The sequence below is a fragment of the Burkholderia sp. ABCPW 14 genome (genome assembly GCF_001523835.1).
GTDB lineage: Bacteria > Pseudomonadota > Gammaproteobacteria > Burkholderiales > Burkholderiaceae > Burkholderia > Burkholderia mayonis.
Genome location: NZ_LOVS01000192.1, coordinates 26,366 through 43,774, shown reverse-complemented (window position 1 = coordinate 43,774; position 17,409 = coordinate 26,366). Strand labels below are relative to the sequence as shown.

The following is a 17,409-nucleotide window of genomic DNA, read 5'->3' as shown; positions in this document are numbered from 1 at the left end:
CCTCACTGTGCATTCATCCAATACTGACGAGGACGCCATGGACACCACGCTCGCCACTTTCGAACGAGACGTCATCGAAGCATCGCTTGCCGCCCCCGTGCTGGTCGACTTCTGGGCGCCCTGGTGCGGTCCGTGCAAGACGCTCGGTCCGCTGCTCGAAAAGCTCGAGCGCGAATACGAAGGCCGCTGGAAGCTCGTCAAGGTGAACGTCGACGAAAACCAGGAGCTCGCCGCGCACTTCCAGACGCGCAGCATTCCGCACGTGATCGCGTTCGCGGGCGGGCAGCCGGTCGACCAGTTCGTCGGGGTGCTGCCCGAGGGGCAACTGCGCGTGTTCCTCGACCGTCTCGTGCCCGCGCCCGACGAAGCCGAGCGCCGCGCCGCGCAAGTCGCGCTCGCCGAAGAACGCATCGACGACGCGATTTCGCACCTCGAAAACGCGCTCGCGCTGAATCCCGGCTACGACGAGGCGCGCCTCGATTTCGTCGAGCTGCTGCTCGCGCTGAACCGGATCGACGACGCCCGCGCCGAAGCGGAACGCCTGTCGCCGCAGATAACGGGCGGCGCCGACGCCCGCTACCAGGCGATCAAGACGCGCTTCGACGCGCTCGACGCGGCTGCCGATCTGCCGCCGACCGACGCGCTCGAGGCGCGGATCGCGAGCAACCCCGCCGATCTGGAAGCGCGCTTCGATCTCGCGCAGGCCCTGATCGCGCGGCGCGCGTACGAAGGCGCGCTCGAGCAGCTGATGGAGATCGTCCTGCGCGACCGGACGTTCGGCGACGACGTCGGCCGCAAGACGATGATTTCGGTGTTCGATCTCGCGGCGGACCAGCCGGCGCTCGTGTCCGCGTGGCGGCGCAAGCTGAGCGCGGCGCTGAACTGACGAACCCGGGGCAACCGACGAACCCGAGGCTTAAGGCCGGAGCGGCCATGCGGCGGCACGCGTTGCGCGTCCGCCGCTTTTTCCTTTCAACGCCATTTCACGACGGCTACGCCGTCCTTCCTTTCAATGAATGGGCCGCGTCGGCGCCGTGCCGCAATCGCGCTCAGACAATTCCGCGCCGGGCGCGAACGCGACTACGGCGGCGATCGCCTCGCGCGTCAAGATGAGCGTGATCGCCCCGCCCGCGCGGCGAGCGCGCGCAGCGCGTAAGCCGCCGCCGCGAAGCCGAAGCTCGCAGTCACGCACACGCTTGAGCCGAAGCCCGCGCAATTGAGCCCCGTCGGCCCCGGCGCCTGCGCGCCCGTCGCCGTGTGCATCGCGACGTCGTCGACGTCGCACACGGCCGCCTCCGGATAGATCAGCGGCTCGTCCGAATAGACGGCGCACACCTTGAATTTCGCTTTCGGCCCGCGCGGAAAGCCGTGCTGCTTGCGCAACTGCGCGCGCACCTTCGACAGCAGCGGATCCTGGATCGTCTGCGCGAGATCGTCGGTCCGGATGCGGGTCGGGTCGAGCTGACCGCCCGCGCCGCCGACCGTGACGAGCGGCTGCCCGCGCGCGACGCACCACGCGATCAGCGCGACCTTCGTGCGCACACTGTCGATCGCGTCGACGATGAAATCAAAGCCGCCGCCAAGCAGCGCGTCGAGATTGTCCGGCTCGACGAAATCCTCGATCTTCATGACCTGGCACGCCGGATCGATGAGCGCGATCCGCTCGGCCATCGCGTCGACCTTCGGCTTGCCGTAGTTGCCGTCGAGCGCGTGAATCTGCCGGTTCGTGTTGCTTTCGGCGACGTTGTCGAGGTCGATCAGGGTCAGCTCCCCGACCGCGCTGCGCGCGAGCGCCTCGGCCGCCCACGAGCCGACGCCGCCGATGCCGATCACGGCGACGCGCGCGCGCTCGAACGCGGCGAGCGCGTCGACGCCGTAGAGCCGGGCGACGCCGCCGAAGCGCCGCGCCCGATCCGCGTCAAGCTGTCCGGATGGCTGCGGAGTAAGATCGTGAGGCGTTGCAATGGCGTCGGTACGGGACATACAAGCTGAATGAAACGAAAGGCGATGGCCCGCTATTTTGCCTGATCGCCCGTCGGCAAACACGCGCCGAACCGTTGCAACGCAGGATTTTTCCACCTTCGCTATACTGGCCCCGATTGAGCGCTCGCACACCAATGACGACACTTGCCGATCTCCGCACCAACTATTCCCGCGCGTCGCTCGACGTCGCGGACGTGAATCCGAATCCGTTCGTCCAGTTCGACGTCTGGTTCAAGGAAGCGCTCAGCGCACAGTTGCCCGAGCCCAACACCATGACGCTCGCGACCGTCGACGAATCCGGGCGGCCGTCCGCGCGGATCGTCCTCATCAAGGGCGTCGACGAGCGCGGCTTCGTGTTCTTCACGAACTACGAGAGCCGCAAGGGGCGCGAGCTCGCGCACAACCCGAACGCGGCGCTCCTCTTTTACTGGATCGAGCTCGAGCGGCAGGTGCGCGTCGAAGGACGCATCGAGAAGACGAGCGAAGAAGAAAGCGACCGTTACTTCGCGTCGCGGCCGCTCGGCTCGCGGATCGGCGCGTGGGCGTCCGACCAGAGCGCGGTGATCGAGAACCGCGCGATGCTCGAGGTTCGCGAAAAGGAAATCAGCGCGCGCTTCGGCGAGAATCCGCCGCGCCCGCCGCACTGGGGCGGCTATCGTCTCGTGCCGACCTCGATCGAATTCTGGCAGGGCCGCCCGTCGCGGCTCCACGACCGCCTGCTGTATGCGCGCGATGCCGCGTCGGCGAGCGGCTGGAAGATCACGCGCCTCGCGCCGTAGTTCGCCGCGGCGCGCCCGCAACCGCGTCCGCCCTGCCGTGCGTTTCGTTTTGCTCGCGGGCGGTCGGCGTTTCCGAACGCCGGCCGCCCGCCCGAAAACTAGGCTTCATTTCATTTCAACGAACAACGGAGATTCCAAATGTTCTGGGAAAAGAAACTGGCACAGTGGGCGGACGAAGTACGGGAGAAGTCGAACATACCGGCGCGCCTCGTCCTCTGGAACGGGCAGCAACTCGATTTCGGCACGTTCGCGGCGCCGCAGGTGACGCTCAAGGTCAACAGCGCGTCGGCGCTGCCGCTGCTGCTCGAACCGAGCCTCGACAATCTCGGCGAGGCGTACGTGAAGGGCAAGATCGACATCGAGGGCAAGCTCGCCGACATCATCAACATCGGCTACTCGCTCGCGCGCAGCACGGTGACGAACGCAAGCAAGCTCGCGCGCGTGCGGCGCTACTTCAATCACTCGAAGCACTCCGACAAGAAGGCGATCCAGTATCACTACGACGTGTCGAACGCGTTCTACGGGCTGTGGCTCGACGAGAACATGGTCTATTCGTGCGCGTACTTCGAGAACGGCGACGAAGACCTCGGCACCGCGCAGATCAAGAAGATCGACCACATCCTCACCAAGATCCAGGTGCAGCCCGGCCAGCGCCTGCTCGACATCGGCTGCGGCTGGGGCGCGCTCGTGCTGCGCGCGGCGGGCAAGTTCGGCGCGCGCTGCGTCGGCGTCACGCTGTCGCAAAACCAGTTCGATCTCGCGACCGAGCGCGTGAAGAAGGCCGGCCTCGAAGACAAGATCGAAATCCGGCTGCAGGACTATCGCGAAATCGAAGGCCAGTTCGACCGGATCACGAGCGTCGGGATGTTCGAGCACGTCGGCCGGAAGAACCTGCCGCTCTACTTCTCGCGGATCCGCGAGCTGCTCGCGGACGACGGCGTCGCGATGAATCACGGCATCACGTCGACCGATGCCGACAGCGGCGAAACGGCGCTCGGCGGCGGCGAGTTCATCGACCGCTACGTGTTCCCGGACGGAGAGCTGCCGCACATCAGCCTCGCGCTCGAGGCGGCGCAGCGCGGCGGGCTCGAGGCGGTTGACGTCGAGAGCCTGCGGCGGCACTATGCGCGCACGCTCGACATCTGGACCGAGAACTTCGAGGCGAAGGCCGAAGAAGCCAGAAAGCTCGTCGACGACGAAAAATTCCGCATCTGGCGCGTGTACCTGGCCGGCTGCGCGTATGCATTCGAGCACGACGACGTGTCGATCTTCCAGATCGTGTGCCGCAAGGCCGGGCAAAGCGCGAAGACGCTGCCGTGGTCGCGGCGCTACATGTACGAACACGCGCTGCCGCGCTGAAGGCGGCGCCTTTTTGCGATGACGGATGGGTGACGGCAGCACGCGGCGCAAACCAGCGCAGCCACGACGACAAGACGACGCGCCAAGCGATCAGTTCGATCTGTTCGGGACGGAGCCGCTGCAGGCGCCGCCCTCTTCATCCGCTTCACCCCCTTCACCCGCTTGCGCATCGGGAGCGAAGCGAAAGCGCGCGGCGGACGGCAAGCCGCGCGACGTGACGCACGATGCGGCGGCGAGCGATGCGCCGCTGCCGGACGATGTCGCGCGGACCGCCGAGCCGGCGGTCGGTGCTGCGCCAGGTGCCGGCGATGCCGCCGATGGGGAAGTCGATGCCGGCGAGGATGCGGATGCGGATGCGGATGCGGATGCGGATGCGGATGCGGATGCGGATGCGGATGCGGATGCGGATGTCGATGCCAAAGCCGAAGCCAAAGCCAAAGCCGAAGCCGAAGCCGAAGCCGAAGCCGAAGCCGAAGCCGAAGCCGAAGCCGAAGCCGAAGCCGAAGCCGAAGCCGAAGCCGAGAATAACCCCGAGGCCGACGGTCCGCGCAAGCCGGCCGATACCGCCGCCCCAACCGACTCTGCCGCGACGCCCCCGCTCCCCGGCTTCGACGCACCTCCCCCCGCCGCCCCGCCGAAGAAGCGCCCCCGCCGGCGCGGCGTCACGCCCGCCGCGATCTCCGACGAAGTCGCCGCCATCGCCCGCGAACTGCCGCCGCACGTGCGGCTCGGCACGTCGTCGTGGTATTTCCCCGGCTGGAAGGACATCGTCTACGGCGACGACTACGCGCAATCGAAGCTGTCGCGCGAAGGGCTCGAAGCGTACGGCGCGCATCCGCTCCTCAAGAGCGTGAGCCTCGATCGCTCGTTCTACGCGCCGCTCACCGTCGCCGACTATCTGCGCTACGCGCAGCAGGTGCCGGACGACTTCCGCTTCGTCGTCAAGGCGCCCGCGCTCGTCACGGACGCCGTGCTGCGCGGCACGCGGGGCGAGCCGACCGGCCCGAACCCGGCGTTCCTGAACGCGCAGCTCGCCGCCGACGAATTCGTGCGCCCGTGCGTCGAAGGCCTCGGCCGGAAGGCGGGCGCACTTGTGTTCCAGTTCCCGCCGATGCCCGACGCGATGCTCGCCGACCCGGCCGCGCTCGTCGACCGCCTGAGCGCGTTCCTCGGCACGCTGCCGCCGCTGCCGGACGATACGGACGATCCGGACGGCCCGCGCTACGCAGTCGAGATCCGCGACGCGAGCCTGCTGACGCCGCGCTTCATCCGCGCGCTCGCGGCGGCGGGCGTGCGCTACTGCGTCGGGCTGCACGCGAAGATGCCCGATCCGCTGCGGCAGGCGGCAGCGCTCGCGCTCCTCGACGGCGAGCCGTCGGGCCCGCTCATCGTCCGCTGGAGCCTGCACAGCGGCTTCAAGTACGAACAGGCGAAGGCGAAGTACGAGCCCTTCGATCGGCTCGTCGACGAGGATCCGCACACGCGCTCGGCGCTCGCGGAACTCGCCGCGCGCTACGTGCTCGCCGGGCAGCCGGTGCTCATCACCGTGAACAACAAGGCGGAAGGGTCGGCGCCATTGTCGTGCGTCGCGCTCGCGAAGGAGATCGCGGCCGCGTGCGCGCGCTGGCGCGGCGAGGCGGCGTAACGCGCGTTGCGTCGAGCCCAGCCCGCGGCCGGGACGCCATTCGTCGTCGACGACGCGGCGAAACGCTCGGTGACGCTGCGCGCGTCAACTCGCACGGAGAAGCGCGGCAGCCTGGCACACCGACGTGACGAAGCGGTACGGCTCGCGTTGGCCGTCGGGTTCGGCTCACCGCCGGCGCCATTCGCCGTCGACCACGCGGCGACAAGCCCGGCACCGCTGCTTGCGTCAGACTCGCAAAGAAAAGCTTCATCGAGGAATTCCGGGGAACGCGGCGCGGATTTTGAGGAAGAAATATTCCTCGTCGCGGTACCCGTAAGCGCGACGACCCATGTGCGCCGACATGCCGACACGGCACACGGCAAGACGCGCGTGACTCGCCACGCATGCCATTTAGCCTGCGCCTTTCATGGCGAACGGCAACGCAAGCAGCTCGACGCCGCGGCACGCATCGCACCCGCAAAAGCGATCACGAACACGACGCGGCACGCCGAACCGGCGACACGGCACAGCGACACGATGCACGGACACGCGATGCACCCGTGCTCGCCCCGCCGCCGTCAAGCGCCGCGCGACTTCAGCCGATGCGCGAACTTCTGGCGAAACTTCGCGAGCTTCGGCCCGATCACGACCGAACAGTAGCCCTGCCCCGGATTGCGCGCGTAGTAGTTCTGGTGATACGCCTCGGCCGGCCAGTAGTTGCCGTTCAGCGGCTCGACCTGCGTGACGATCGGATTGTCGTAGAGCCTGTCGCGCTCGAGCGTCCGGATCAAGTCGAGCGCGGTGTCGCGCTGCGCGTCCGAGTGCGTGAAGATCGCCGACCGGTACTGCGTGCCGACGTCGTTGCCCTGGCGGTTCAACTGCGTCGGATCATGCGTCGCGAAGAAGATCTCGAGGATTTCGCGATAGCCGATCCGGCTCGGATCGAACGTCACGTTGACGACTTCCGCATGACCCGTGTCGCCGCCGCACACGTCGCGATAGCCGGGGTTGCGCGTGCGGCCGCCCGCATAGCCCGATTCGACGGCCGTCACGCCGTCGACGTCCAGGAACACCGCCTCCTGGCACCAGAAACATCCGCCGCCCAGCGTGGCCACTTCGTTCGTTGCTTGACTCATACCGGTTTCCCTTTCGTTCGTTACGTCCGTTGCACGCGCCGCGTGCAGCACGCGTCCGCCGCGCGCCATGCTTTTCCGGCGGCTCGACGCGCATGCGCGCCCCGCCGGCAGATCGCGTCGCCATCGCAGCACCTGCGTCCGCACGCGCAAAAACGCGCGACGCATTCCGCGAAAAATGTGGCGTCGGCCACTCGCCGGGCGCGGCGGCCCGTCGCAGCTCCGCGCGATTCCGCTAAAATCGTCCCCAACCAGACGAATTTTCCGATGACCGTCCTGCTCACTTCCCGCCATTCCGCACGCGGCGCCGCCGCCCGTTCCCCCCGCCGCAGCGCGCTTTCGTCGCTCGAGGCCGTCACGCGATGAAAAAAGAACAGGCCAGCCCTCCGAATTTCGATGCCGGCGCGTTCCGCCAGGCGCTCAGCCAGTTCGCAACCGGCGTGACCGTCGTCACGACGCGTGCGCCGTCCGGCCAGTTGATCGGCATCACCGCGAGTTCGTTCAACTCGGTGTCGCTCAATCCGCCGCTCGTGCTGTGGAGCCTCGCGCACAAGTCGGCGTCGATGCCGGTGTTCCGCACGAACAGCCATTATGTCGTCAACGTGCTCGCCGCGTCGCAGCATGATCTGTGCATGCGCTTCGCGACGCTGAAGGGCAACCGCTTCGAAGGCGTGTCGCACGCGGCGGGCGACACCGGCATGCCGGTGCTCGACGGCGCGCTCGCGTGGTTCGAATGCCACAACCGCAGCCGCTATGACGAAGGCGACCACGTGATCTTCGTCGGCGAGGTCGAACGCTGCGGCGTGCACCCCGACGCCGCGTCGCTCGCGCCGCTCGTGTTCCAGAACGGCGGCTTCCACCGTCTCACACGACTTTGACGGCGCCCGTGCGCGCCAGCGCGACGGGCGGCCCCGCTTCGTCCTTCAGCGTCTGCAGCACGATGTTCGAGCGGATGTCGAGCACGCCGGGCGCCTTGTACAACTGATTCAGCACGAAATCGGAGTAGTGCCTCAGGTTGTGCGCGAGCACGCGCAGCAGATAGTGCGTCTCGCCCGTCACGACGAATGCGCCGACCACCTCCGGCCATTCGCGCACCGCTTCCGCGAAACGCTCGTGCCATTGCGTCTGGTCGTTGCGCATCGACACCTGCACGAACGCCTCCAGCTCGAACCCGAGCTTCTCGCGGCTCAGGCACGCGCGATAGCGTTCGATCACCCCCTGCTCTTCGAGGAGCCGCATCCGCCGCAGGCAGGCGGACGGCGACAGCGAAATGCGCTCCGCCAGGTCGAGGTTGCTGATCCGGCCTTCCTGCTGCAGGACCGCGAGAATACGGCAATCGGTTGCGTCCAGCGTGATCGCATGCATTTTTGGTCTCCGTTTTAGGTCTATTTCGAATTATCTGCCATATTGGTGGATTGTCCATGCTTATTTCGCAAGCACCTGCCTCGCGTGTTTGCCTATCATCCGAAGCATCCAACGCTCTTCGATATCGCATGGACACGATCTGGGACATCTCCCCGTCAATCGCCGCCGAAACGCCCGTCTGGCCGGGCGACACGCCCGTCGGCGTCGAGCGCGTGTGGCGCATGGAGGCGGGCTCGCCCGTCAATGTCGCGCGCATCACGCTGTCGCCGCACACGGGCGCGCACGCGGACGCGCCGCTCCATTACGACGAGCACGGCGCGCCGATCGGCGCGGTGCCGCTCGACGCGTATCTCGGGCGATGCCGCGTGATCCATTGCATCGGCGCCGGCCCCGCCGTCGCGCCCGACGACGTGCTCGCGGCGCTCGCCGACGCGCCGCCGCGCGTGCTGCTGCGCACGTACGGCCAGGCGCCGCAGCGCGCGTGGGACAGCGCGTTCTGCGCGGTCGCGCCGGACACGATCGATCTGCTCGCCGCGCACGGCGTGCGCCTCGTCGGCATCGACACGCCGTCGCTCGACCCGCAGGAATCGAAGACGATGGACGCGCACCGGCGCATTCGCGCGCACCGGATGGCGATTCTCGAAGGACTCGTGCTCGACGACATCGCGGCGGGCGACTACGAATTGATCGCGCTGCCGCTCAAGTTCGCGACGCTCGACGCGAGCCCCGTGCGCGCGGTGCTGCGCCCGCTGCCCGGCGCGCCGCGCTGAGGGCGCGCCCCCCTTTCCCAACCAGGTTCGACATCATGAAAACACGTGAAGAAGCGCTCGCGCTCGACCGCGACGACCCGCTCGCGTCGCTGCGCGACCAGTTCGCGCTGCCCGACGGCGTGATCTATCTCGACGGCAATTCGCTCGGCGCGCAGCCGCGCGCCGCGGCCGCCCGCGCGCAGCAGGTGATCGGCGCCGAATGGGGCGAAGGCCTCATCCGCAGCTGGAACACGGCCGGCTGGTTCGCGCTGCCGCGCCGCCTCGGCGACCGGCTCGCGCCGCTCGTCGGCGCGGCGGCGGGCGAAATCGCGATCACCGACACGATCTCGATCAACCTCTTCAAGCTGCTGTCCGCGATGCTGCGCCACCAGGCGCGGCACGCGCCGAAGCGTCGCGTGATCGTGTCTGAGCGCTCGAACTTTCCGACCGACCTGTACATCGCGCAGGGCCTGATCGCGCAGCTCGGCGGCGACTACGCGCTGCGCCTCGTCGACGATCCCGCCGACCTGCCCGATGCGCTCGACGACGAAACCGCCGTCGCAATGATCACGCACGTGAACTACCGGACGGGCTACATGCACGACATGCCGTCCGTCACGCAGACGGTTCGCCAGGCGGGCGCACTGATGCTGTGGGATCTCGCGCATTCGGCGGGCGCCGTGCCCGTCGACCTGAACGGCGCGCTCGCGCACGGCGCGGTCGGCTGCACGTACAAGTATCTGAACGGCGGCCCCGGCTCGCCCGCGTTCGTCTGGGTGCCGAAGCGCCATCAGCATGCGTTCGAGCAGCCGCTCTCCGGCTGGTGGGGCCATCGCGCGCCGTTCGCGATGCAGCCGGCGTTCGAGCCCGATCCGGGCATCGCGCGCTTTCTGTGCGGCACGCAGCCGATCGTGTCGATGTCGATGGTCGAATGCGGGCTCGACGTGTTCGCGCAGACCGACATGCACGCGATCCGCCGCAAGTCGCTCGCGCTGACCGACGCGTTCATCGCGCTCGTCGAATCGCGCTGCGCGGGCCAGCCGCTCAAGCTCGTCACGCCGCGCGCGCATCATCAGCGCGGCTCGCAGGCGAGCTTCGAGCATCCGCACGGCTACGAAGTGATGCAGGCGCTGATCGCGCGCGGCGTGATCGGCGACTACCGCGAGCCGCACATCCTGCGCTTCGGCTTCACGCCGCTCTACACGCGCTTCGTCGACGCGTGGGACGCGGTGGAGACGCTGCGCGACATCCTCGAAACCGATGCATGGCGCGCGCCCGAATTCGCGACGCGCGCCGAGGTGACCTGAGCCGGCCCGATCGCGCGCCGTGCGCGCCGCGCCGCGACTCGCCGCTCACCCCGCAACGCATTCTCAATGGAGACATCCGTGAATTCAGGTCACATGCAGCCGCCCGGCGACGGTAACGCGCCCGGCTGCCCGTTCGCCGGCACCCATGCGCACGAAGCGCCGCACGTGCCCGCCGCCGAAGGCGAAGACGCGCCGGCCGGCTGGCACCGCGCGCAGCTCGACTTCTCGCAAACGATGAGCTACGGCGACTACCTGTCGCTGTCGACGGTGCTCGACGCGCAGCATCCGCGCTCGCCGGACCACAACGAGATGCTGTTCATCATCCAGCATCAGACGAGCGAGCTGTGGATGAAGCTCGCCCTCTTCGAGCTGCGCGCGGCGCTCGCGTCGATCCGCGACGACGCGCTGCCGCCCGCGTTCAAGATGCTCGCGCGCGTGTCGCGCGTGCTCGAGCAGCTCGTGCAGGCGTGGAACGTGCTCGCGACGATGACGCCGTCCGAGTATTCGGCGATGCGGCCGTATCTCGGCGCGTCGTCGGGATTCCAGTCTTATCAGTATCGCGAGCTCGAGTTCATCCTCGGCAACAAGAACGAGCAGATGCTGCGTCCGCACGCGCACCGGCCGGAGATCTACGCGCATCTCGAGGCGTCGCTGCAGGCGCCGTCGCTGTACGACGAAGTGATTCGCCTGCTCGCGCGCCGCGGCTTTCCGATCGCGCCCGAGCGGCTCGACGCGGACTGGTCGCAGCCGACGCGCCACGATCCGACGGTCGAGGCCGCGTGGCTCGCGGTCTACCGCGAGCCGAACGCGCACTGGGAACTGTACGAAATGGCCGAAGAGCTCGTCGATCTCGAAGACGCGTTCCGCCAGTGGCGCTTCCGCCACGTGACGACGGTCGAGCGGATCATCGGCTTCAAGCAGGGCACGGGCGGCACGAGCGGCGCGCCGTATCTGCGCAAGATGCTCGACGTCGTGCTGTTCCCCGAACTCTGGCACGTGCGGACGACGCTGTAGCGCGCGCCGTCCGCCCATGCGGGCGGCCGCGCGTCAGGGCGTCGTGCGCGCGAGCTCGTCGCTCGCCGGCAGTCCGCCGCGACGCAGCCGCGGGATGTGCCGGCGCAGCGCGAGCAGCGCGACGAGCACGACCATCATCACGGCGGCAAGCATCGTCAGATACGCGTTCGCGCCGCCCGCCGAGATCACGTACGCGCCCGCGAACGCACTCAGAATCGCGCCGATGCGGCCGAACGCGACGGCGCCCGCGGTGCCCGTCGCGCGCACGGGCGTCGGATAGATGAACGTGCAGAGCGCGTACATCGTCGATTGCACCGCGTTGACGAAGAAGCCGTGCGCACCGAGGCCCACGATCAGCCAGCCGGTGTGGCTCGCCGCATCGACGCCGAGCAGCCACGCGGCGCTCGCCGCACCGCCCGCGCAACAGAACGCGAGCGGCCAGCGCGACCCGAAGCGTCCGATCGCGAACGCACAGCCGAGCGCGCCCAGCACGCCGCCCAGGTTGTACGCGGTGAGCCCCGAACCCGCGACCGACACGCTCAAGCCCTGTGCAGCCAGCATCGTCGGCAGCCAGCTGAATGCGCTGTAGACAGCGAGCAGGCACATGCAGAACGCGCACCACAGCGCGATCGTGTCGCGCGCGTAGCCGGCCGAGAACAGCACGCGCATGCCGCGCTGCTGGCCTTCGTGCGCGCGCGCTTCGGCGAGATCAGTGAACGCGGTGCCGTCGGCGACGGGCCGCCCCATCCGCGCGAGCAGCGCGCCGAGCTCGCGCCAGCGCGCCGGATTGCGCGCGAGATAGCGCGGCGATTCGGGCAGCGCGCGCACGAGCAGCAAACCGAGCGCGAGCGGCAGCGCGCCGCCGATCCAGAAGAGGCCGCGCCAGCCGTACGCGGGCAGCACCTCGTGCGCGAACAGCCCCGCGAGCATCCCGCCGAGCGGCACGCAGACGATCGTCGCCGTCACCATCATCGTGCGGCGGCGCGCGGGCGTGTATTCGGCCGTCATCGTCGTCGCGGTCGGCAGCGCGCCGCCGATCCCGAGCCCGGCGACGAAGCGCAGCGCGGCGATCGTCGCGATGTTCGGCGCGAAGCCGATCGCGCACGTGGCCGCGCCGAATACGAACACGCTGCCGATGATCGCCCAGCGCCGGCCGAAGCGGTCCGCGAAAAGGCCCGCGCACGCGCTGCCGACGCCCATCCCGAACAGGCCCGCCGCGACGGCGGGCGCGAACGCGCCACGCGTGATCCCCCACTCCTTGATCAATACGGGAATCGCAAAGCCGATCAGCTGGCTGTCGAAGCCGTCGAGCACGATCGAGAACGCGGCGAGCAGCACGGCGAAGCGCTGCATCGCGGTGAACGATCCGTGGTCGAGCGTCGTGCCGATGTCGACCGCAAGCGGCGCGCTGCCATGACGGGCGCTCATGCGAGCCCCCGGCGCGCGGCGGTCGAACAACGAACGCGGCGGTGCGCCGCGGCGAAATACGGGGTCGGGGTGTGCTGCATGTTGTCTCCTGAATGTCCTCTGGATCGGCGCGTCGCGCTGACCCGCCCGCCCGGCTTTCTTCGGAACCGTTTGCGATGTCGCGGGCAAACCCTGCGGCGCTAGGGCTTCATCGGCCTCGCACAGCCGCCGCGCGGCGCCGGCTGGCGGCATCCGCACGACATAACATTGATCTGGCGCAAGGCTATGAATTTACGCATAGTAAAACTAATTTCGATTAGTTGAATTATTGAAAACCCCTAGCGCCGCTGGCATGCGCTCGCGCGGCGGACGTCGAATGCCGGCGTGCGCATCGATCCTCCTGACGAATGCGGACGACGTCGGCTCGACGGCAGACGATGCACGCGCTGTCGATGCCGATGCCGATGCATCGATCGGAACGGCCGGCTGCGCGAACGGCCGGCCGAACGCCTGCCCGAGTCTGCGTCTGTGCCCGCATCTGCGTCTGCATCTGCGCCCGCGCCCGCGTCATCCGACGCGCGCGTCGATCAGCCTGACGAGCTGCAGCAGCGTCTCCGCATGCGGCGTCGCGACGCCAACCCCGCGCGCAGCCGCGACCACCGCGCCGTTGATCGCCTCGATCTCGGTGCGCCGCCCCGCGAGCACGTCCTGCAGCATCGACGGCCGATGTCCGTGATGCGCTCGGATCGCGTGCAGCACGTTGTCGCGCATCTTGCGTTCGTCGACGCCGATGCCCTTCGCACGGGCGACCGCCGCCACCTCCGCGACGATCGCGAGCGCGAGTGCCGGCCCGTCTTCGCGCGCGCCGAGTTCGTCGACCGTGCAGCGCGTGACCGCGCACAGCGTGTTGAGCGCCGCGTTGAATCCAACCTTCTCCCAGATCGTCGCCCACACGCCGGCGTCCACCGCGCAGTTCAGCCCGGCACGCTCGAACGCATCGGCGCTCGCCTGCACGATCGGACGCATCGCGCCGTCCGCGCTCATCAGCCGGGTCCAGCCGGCGCCGTGCGAGCGCACGTGCGCGGGCCCGGCGAGATCGGCGGGCCACGTCGTCACGCCGACGAGAATCCGCTCGAGCGGCACGAACTCGCCGAGCGTCTCGACGTTGCCGAGCCCGTTCTGCAGCGTCAGCACGAACGTCTGCGGGCCGAGCAGCGCGCGCACGCCGGCGAGCGCCGCGCGCGTGTGCAGCGTCTTCGTGAATACGATCAGCAAGTCGGGCGGCGTGTCGGCGCCCGCCTGCACGTCGTCCGGCCGCAGCGCGCGCAGCCGCGCGACGCGCCGGTCGCCGCGATCGGTGTCGAGCCGCAGCCCGTCGCACGCGATCGCGTCGACGTGCGCGGCGTTCACGTCGACGAGCGTCACGTCGTGCCCCTCTTCCGCGAGCAGGCCGCCGAACAGCGAGCCCATCGCGCCCGCGCCGAGAATCGCAATCTTCATCGTCGTCATCGTTCAGAACGGATAGTGGCGTGGCGCCGTCTGCACGGTGATCCAGCGCAGATCGGTGAATTCGGCGATGCCCGCCTGGCCGCCGAAATGGCCGAAGCCGCTCTCCTTCACGCCGCCGAACGGCATCTGCGCTTCGTCGTGGACGGTCGGCCCGTTCACGTGGCAGATCCCCGATTCGATCCGCGCGGCGACGCGCATCGCGCGCGCGACGTCGCGGCTGAACACCGCCGACGACAGCCCGAACGCGTTGTCGTTCGCGCACGCGATCGCTTCCTCTTCACCCGCGACTCGCACGATGCCCTTCACCGGCCCGAACGATTCGTCTTCATAGATCCGCATCGCGGGCGTCACGCGATCGACGAGCGTCGCGGGCATCAGCGTGCTCGCCGCCTTGCCGCCGCAGAGCAGCACCGCGCCTTTCGCGAGCGCGTCGTCGATGAGCGCGTTGCAGCGCTCGACGGTGCGCATGTCGATGACCGAGCCGAGCACGACGGGCCCCTTGCGCGGATCGCCGAGGGGCAGCGACGCGGCCTTGTCGGCGAGCTTCGCGACGAACGCGTCGGCGATCCGCGCATCGACGATGATCCGCTCGGTCGACATGCAGATCTGCCCGGAATTCGCGAACGCGCCGAACGCGGCCGCCGCGACGGCCGCGTCGAGATCGGCGTCGTCGAGCACGACGAACGGCGCCTTGCCGCCGAGCTCCAGCACGGCGGGCTTCAGATGCTGCGCGCAGCGCTCGGCGATGATCCGGCCGACACGCGTCGAGCCCGTGAAGTTCACGCGGCGCACGGCCGGGTGCGCGATCATCGCGTCGACGATCGCGCCGGCGTCGGCGGGCGCGTTCGTCACGAAGTTCACGACGCCGGGCGGCAGCCCTGCTTCCTGCAGCGCGTCGACGATGAGCCCGTGCGTCGCCGGACACAGCTCCGAGCCCTTCAGCACGACGGTGTTGCCGCACGCGAGCGGCAGCGCGATCGCGCGCACGCCGAGGATCACGGGCGCGTTCCACGGCGCGATGCCGAGCACGACGCCCGCCGGCTGACGCACGCCCATCGCGAGCGAGCCCGGCACGTCGGACGGAATCAGCTCGCCGCCGATCTGCGTCGTCAGCGCGGCCGCTTCGATCAGGCCGTTCGCGGCGAGCTGCACGTTGAACTGCGCCCAGATCGCCGAGGCGCCCGTCTCGGCCGCCATCGCGGCGACGAACGCGTCGCGCTTCGCTTCGAGCGCGGCGGCCGCCTTCAGGAGCAGCGCGCGGCGCGCGGTCGGGCCGAGCGCGGCCCACGGCGCGAAGGCGGCCGCTGCAGCGTCGACGGCCGCGCGCGCATCGTAGACGGTCGCGGCGCTCGCGCGTGTCGCGACTTCGCCGTCGAGCGGATTGCGGCGCTCGAACGTCGCGCCGCCCGTGGCCGAGCGGCGCTCGCCGCCGATCAGCATCGAGATGTCCTGCATGCGGGTGTTCTCCTTCGGGTTGCCTATTTACGCTTGCAATGCGTGGTCATGCGGATGAATGCAACAACGGCGCGACCGCGCGCGTCACGCGATCTCGACGTCGACGACGACGGGAGTCGGCGACGTGAGCGCCTGTTCGAGCGCATCGCGCAGGCGCGCGCCGGCGGCGACGCGCACGCCCGCGCAGCCCATCCCATGCGCGAGCGACACGAAATCGAGATCGGGCAGCGCGGTGCCCTGCACCGGCTCGCCTTCGCGAAAGCCGAACACGGGCGCGAAGTCCTGCAATGCCGCGTAGCGCGCGTTGTTCAGGATCACGAACGTGATCGGCAACTTCAGGTGCGCGGCGCTCCAGAGCGCCTGGATCGAATAGAGGCTGGAGCCGTCGCCGATCAGCGCGATCACGCGCCGCCCCGGTGAGCCAAGCGCGACGCCGACCGCGGCCGGCATGCCGTAGCCGAGGCCGCCGCTGTCCATCGTGTAGAACGTGTCGCGGCGCGTGAACGGCAGGTGCCGCTGCATCACCGACCGCGCGCTCGGCGCTTCCTCGACGACGACGTCGCTTGAATCGCGCACGTCGGCGAGCGTCTGCAGCGCGAACGCAACCGGCATCCGCCCGCCCGGCGCGCCCGGGCCGACGCGCTCGCGCGACGCCTGCGGCGCGGGCATCGGCCGCGCACGCGGCGCGGGACGCGCGAGCAGATCGCGCGCGGCGAGCCGCAGATTGCCGACGACCGCATCGCCGACGGGCGTCCATGCGGCGACCGACGGATCGTCGACGAGCTGATGAAGCGTCGCGCCCTCGGGCACGTGCGGACCGAAGCCTTCGACGTGATACGTGAACGCGGGCGCGCCGTACGCGAGGATGAAGTCGTGGCCCGCGAGCTGCTCGACGATCCGCTCGCGGATCGCCGGCAGGAAGCCCGCGAACAGCGGATGATCCTCGGGAAAGCTGCAGCGTCCCGACATCGGCGCGACGAACACGCGCGCGCGATGCCGCTCGGCGAGCTGCACCGCCTCGTCCCACGCGCCCGCGCGCGCCACCGCCGCGCCGATCACGAACGCCGGGCGCTCGCTCGCGTCGAGCGCGTCGGCGAGGCGCGCGAGCGCGTCGGGCGCGGGCCGCACTTCGGCGCTCACCGTGCGCGCGGGCACGGGCTCGGCGGGCCGGTCCCAATCGTCGGCCGGAATCGACACGAACACGGGCCCGCGCGGCTCCTGCATCGCAACGTGGTAAGCGCGGGCGATCGCCGCGGGCACGTCCTCCGCGCGCGCGGGCTCGATGCTCCACTTCACGTACGGCTTCGGCAGCTCGGCGGCCTGCACGGACGCGAGAAACGGCTCGAACGGCAGAATCGAGCGCGCCTGCTGGCCGGCCGTGACGATGAGCGGCGTCCTGTTCTTGTACGCTGTGAAGAGGTTGCCCATCGCGTTGCCGACGCCCGCCGCCGAATGCAGGTTCACGACGGCGGCATTGCCCGTTGCCTGCGCGTAGCCGTCCGCCATCCCGACCACGACCGCCTCGTGCAGGCCGAGCACATATTGGAAATCGTCGGGGAAGTCGCGAAACATCGGCAGCTCGGTCGAGCCCGGATTGCCGAATACCTTGTGGATGCCGAACTGGCGCAGCAGATCGATTACGGCGTCGCGGACCGTGTACGGGGTGCGCATCGGCGCGTCGGCGCGAAGGTCGGGGGTGGTCATGCGTGCCTGTCTCCTCATTAT

The 17,409-nt window shown here is 69.2% G+C and carries 15 protein-coding genes; 8 read left to right on the top strand and 7 right to left on the bottom strand.

Annotated elements, in window-relative coordinates; translation table 11 throughout:
- Positions 1 to 37: 37 nt before the first annotated feature.
- Positions 38 to 886, top strand: coding sequence for a thioredoxin (gene trxA / locus WS62_RS28155; RefSeq protein ID WP_066577935.1), 849 nt, complete (start codon positions 38 to 40; stop codon positions 884 to 886).
- A 218-nt stretch (positions 887 to 1,104) separates the two neighbouring features.
- On the opposite strand, the gene WS62_RS28150 is transcribed toward trxA, so the two are convergent.
- On the bottom strand, positions 1,105 to 1,983 hold the full coding sequence (locus WS62_RS28150; RefSeq protein WP_066577933.1) for a tRNA threonylcarbamoyladenosine dehydratase: 879 nt from the start codon (positions 1,981 to 1,983) through the stop codon (positions 1,105 to 1,107).
- Positions 1,984 to 2,117: 134 nt separating this feature from the next.
- Here WS62_RS28150 and pdxH point away from each other — a divergent pair, with 134 nt between their 5' ends.
- The 3 genes from pdxH (at position 2,118) to WS62_RS28135 (ending at position 5,766) form a co-directional block, all read left to right on the top strand.
- Complete coding sequence (gene pdxH, locus WS62_RS28145) at positions 2,118 to 2,762, top strand: pyridoxamine 5'-phosphate oxidase (protein ID WP_066577932.1); 645 nt, start codon at positions 2,118 to 2,120, stop codon at positions 2,760 to 2,762.
- A 138-nt stretch (positions 2,763 to 2,900) separates the two neighbouring features.
- Positions 2,901 to 4,121: an SAM-dependent methyltransferase gene (locus WS62_RS28140; protein ID WP_066577931.1), complete on the top strand. Its 1,221-nt coding sequence runs from the start codon at positions 2,901 to 2,903 to the stop codon at positions 4,119 to 4,121.
- Positions 4,122 to 4,146: 25 nt separating this feature from the next.
- Complete coding sequence (locus WS62_RS28135; protein ID WP_066577930.1) at positions 4,147 to 5,766, top strand: DUF72 domain-containing protein; 1,620 nt, start codon at positions 4,147 to 4,149, stop codon at positions 5,764 to 5,766.
- A gap of 557 nt (positions 5,767 to 6,323) precedes the next feature.
- On the opposite strand, the gene msrA is transcribed toward WS62_RS28135, so the two are convergent.
- The gene (msrA, locus tag WS62_RS28130; protein ID WP_066578032.1) at positions 6,324 to 6,881 is read right to left on the bottom strand and encodes a peptide-methionine (S)-S-oxide reductase MsrA; all 558 of its coding nucleotides are present in this window, start codon (positions 6,879 to 6,881) and stop codon (positions 6,324 to 6,326) included.
- Positions 6,882 to 7,240: 359 nt separating this feature from the next.
- On the opposite strand from msrA, the gene WS62_RS28125 reads away from it, so the two are divergent.
- A complete protein-coding gene (locus tag WS62_RS28125; protein ID WP_066577928.1) occupies positions 7,241 to 7,756 on the top strand; it encodes a flavin reductase family protein in 516 nt (171 codons plus the stop codon).
- On the opposite strand, the gene WS62_RS28120 is transcribed toward WS62_RS28125, so the two are convergent.
- The gene (locus tag WS62_RS28120) at positions 7,743 to 8,243 is read right to left on the bottom strand and encodes an Lrp/AsnC family transcriptional regulator (protein ID WP_059473657.1); all 501 of its coding nucleotides are present in this window, start codon (positions 8,241 to 8,243) and stop codon (positions 7,743 to 7,745) included. The two genes, WS62_RS28125 and WS62_RS28120, sit on opposite strands and share 14 nt — an antisense overlap.
- Positions 8,244 to 8,371: 128 nt before the next feature.
- Between WS62_RS28120 and kynB the strand changes: the two genes are divergently transcribed.
- The 3 genes from kynB to kynA all read left to right on the top strand — a co-directional run bounded on the left by kynB (position 8,372) and on the right by kynA (position 11,313).
- The gene (kynB, locus tag WS62_RS28115) at positions 8,372 to 9,013 is read left to right on the top strand and encodes an arylformamidase (RefSeq protein WP_066577920.1); all 642 of its coding nucleotides are present in this window, start codon (positions 8,372 to 8,374) and stop codon (positions 9,011 to 9,013) included.
- A gap of 35 nt (positions 9,014 to 9,048) precedes the next feature.
- A complete protein-coding gene (kynU, locus tag WS62_RS28110) occupies positions 9,049 to 10,299 on the top strand; it encodes a kynureninase (protein WP_066577918.1) in 1,251 nt (416 codons plus the stop codon).
- A 93-nt stretch (positions 10,300 to 10,392) separates the two neighbouring features.
- Positions 10,393 to 11,313 carry a tryptophan 2,3-dioxygenase gene (kynA, locus tag WS62_RS28105; protein ID WP_066577914.1) on the top strand — a complete coding sequence of 307 codons (921 nt, stop codon included), beginning with the start codon at positions 10,393 to 10,395 and terminating at the stop codon, positions 11,311 to 11,313.
- A gap of 33 nt (positions 11,314 to 11,346) precedes the next feature.
- Here kynA and WS62_RS28100 read toward each other — a convergent pair whose 3' ends face one another.
- From WS62_RS28100 to mdlC, 4 genes are all read right to left on the bottom strand, one after another.
- Positions 11,347 to 12,741, bottom strand: a complete 1,395-nt coding sequence (locus WS62_RS28100; protein WP_066577911.1) for an MFS transporter — start codon at positions 12,739 to 12,741, stop codon at positions 11,347 to 11,349.
- Between the two features lie 546 nt (positions 12,742 to 13,287).
- Complete coding sequence (locus tag WS62_RS28095; RefSeq protein ID WP_066578029.1) at positions 13,288 to 14,220, bottom strand: ketopantoate reductase family protein; 933 nt, start codon at positions 14,218 to 14,220, stop codon at positions 13,288 to 13,290.
- A 12-nt stretch (positions 14,221 to 14,232) separates the two neighbouring features.
- On the bottom strand, positions 14,233 to 15,684 hold the full coding sequence (locus WS62_RS28090; protein ID WP_066577905.1) for an aldehyde dehydrogenase: 1,452 nt from the start codon (positions 15,682 to 15,684) through the stop codon (positions 14,233 to 14,235).
- A gap of 84 nt (positions 15,685 to 15,768) precedes the next feature.
- Complete coding sequence (mdlC, locus tag WS62_RS28085; RefSeq protein ID WP_066577902.1) at positions 15,769 to 17,388, bottom strand: benzoylformate decarboxylase; 1,620 nt, start codon at positions 17,386 to 17,388, stop codon at positions 15,769 to 15,771.
- Between the last annotated feature and the right edge of the window lie 21 nt (positions 17,389 to 17,409).

What these genes read in the sequence shown, in the direction of transcription:
- WS62_RS28140 (WP_066577931.1), top strand. Translation starts at nt 2,901, where the DNA reads ATGTTCTGGGAAAAGAAACTGGCACAGTGGGCGGACGAAGTACGGGAG.
- WS62_RS28090 (WP_066577905.1), bottom strand. Translation starts at nt 15,684, where the DNA reads ATGCAGGACATCTCGATGCTGATCGGCGGCGAGCGCCGCTCGGCCACG.
- WS62_RS28100 (WP_066577911.1), bottom strand. Translation starts at nt 12,741, where the DNA reads ATGAGCGCCCGTCATGGCAGCGCGCCGCTTGCGGTCGACATCGGCACG.
- kynB (WP_066577920.1), top strand. Translation starts at nt 8,372, where the DNA reads ATGGACACGATCTGGGACATCTCCCCGTCAATCGCCGCCGAAACGCCC.
- WS62_RS28135 (WP_066577930.1), top strand. Translation starts at nt 4,147, where the DNA reads ATGGGTGACGGCAGCACGCGGCGCAAACCAGCGCAGCCACGACGACAA.
- WS62_RS28125 (WP_066577928.1), top strand. Translation starts at nt 7,241, where the DNA reads ATGAAAAAAGAACAGGCCAGCCCTCCGAATTTCGATGCCGGCGCGTTC.
- msrA (WP_066578032.1), bottom strand. Translation starts at nt 6,881, where the DNA reads ATGAGTCAAGCAACGAACGAAGTGGCCACGCTGGGCGGCGGATGTTTC.
- trxA (WP_066577935.1), top strand. Translation starts at nt 38, where the DNA reads ATGGACACCACGCTCGCCACTTTCGAACGAGACGTCATCGAAGCATCG.
- WS62_RS28150 (WP_066577933.1), bottom strand. Translation starts at nt 1,983, where the DNA reads ATGTCCCGTACCGACGCCATTGCAACGCCTCACGATCTTACTCCGCAG.
- WS62_RS28120 (WP_059473657.1), bottom strand. Translation starts at nt 8,243, where the DNA reads ATGCATGCGATCACGCTGGACGCAACCGATTGCCGTATTCTCGCGGTC.
- kynU (WP_066577918.1), top strand. Translation starts at nt 9,049, where the DNA reads ATGAAAACACGTGAAGAAGCGCTCGCGCTCGACCGCGACGACCCGCTC.
- mdlC (WP_066577902.1), bottom strand. Translation starts at nt 17,388, where the DNA reads ATGACCACCCCCGACCTTCGCGCCGACGCGCCGATGCGCACCCCGTAC.
- kynA (WP_066577914.1), top strand. Translation starts at nt 10,393, where the DNA reads ATGCAGCCGCCCGGCGACGGTAACGCGCCCGGCTGCCCGTTCGCCGGC.
- pdxH (WP_066577932.1), top strand. Translation starts at nt 2,118, where the DNA reads ATGACGACACTTGCCGATCTCCGCACCAACTATTCCCGCGCGTCGCTC.
- WS62_RS28095 (WP_066578029.1), bottom strand. Translation starts at nt 14,220, where the DNA reads ATGAAGATTGCGATTCTCGGCGCGGGCGCGATGGGCTCGCTGTTCGGC.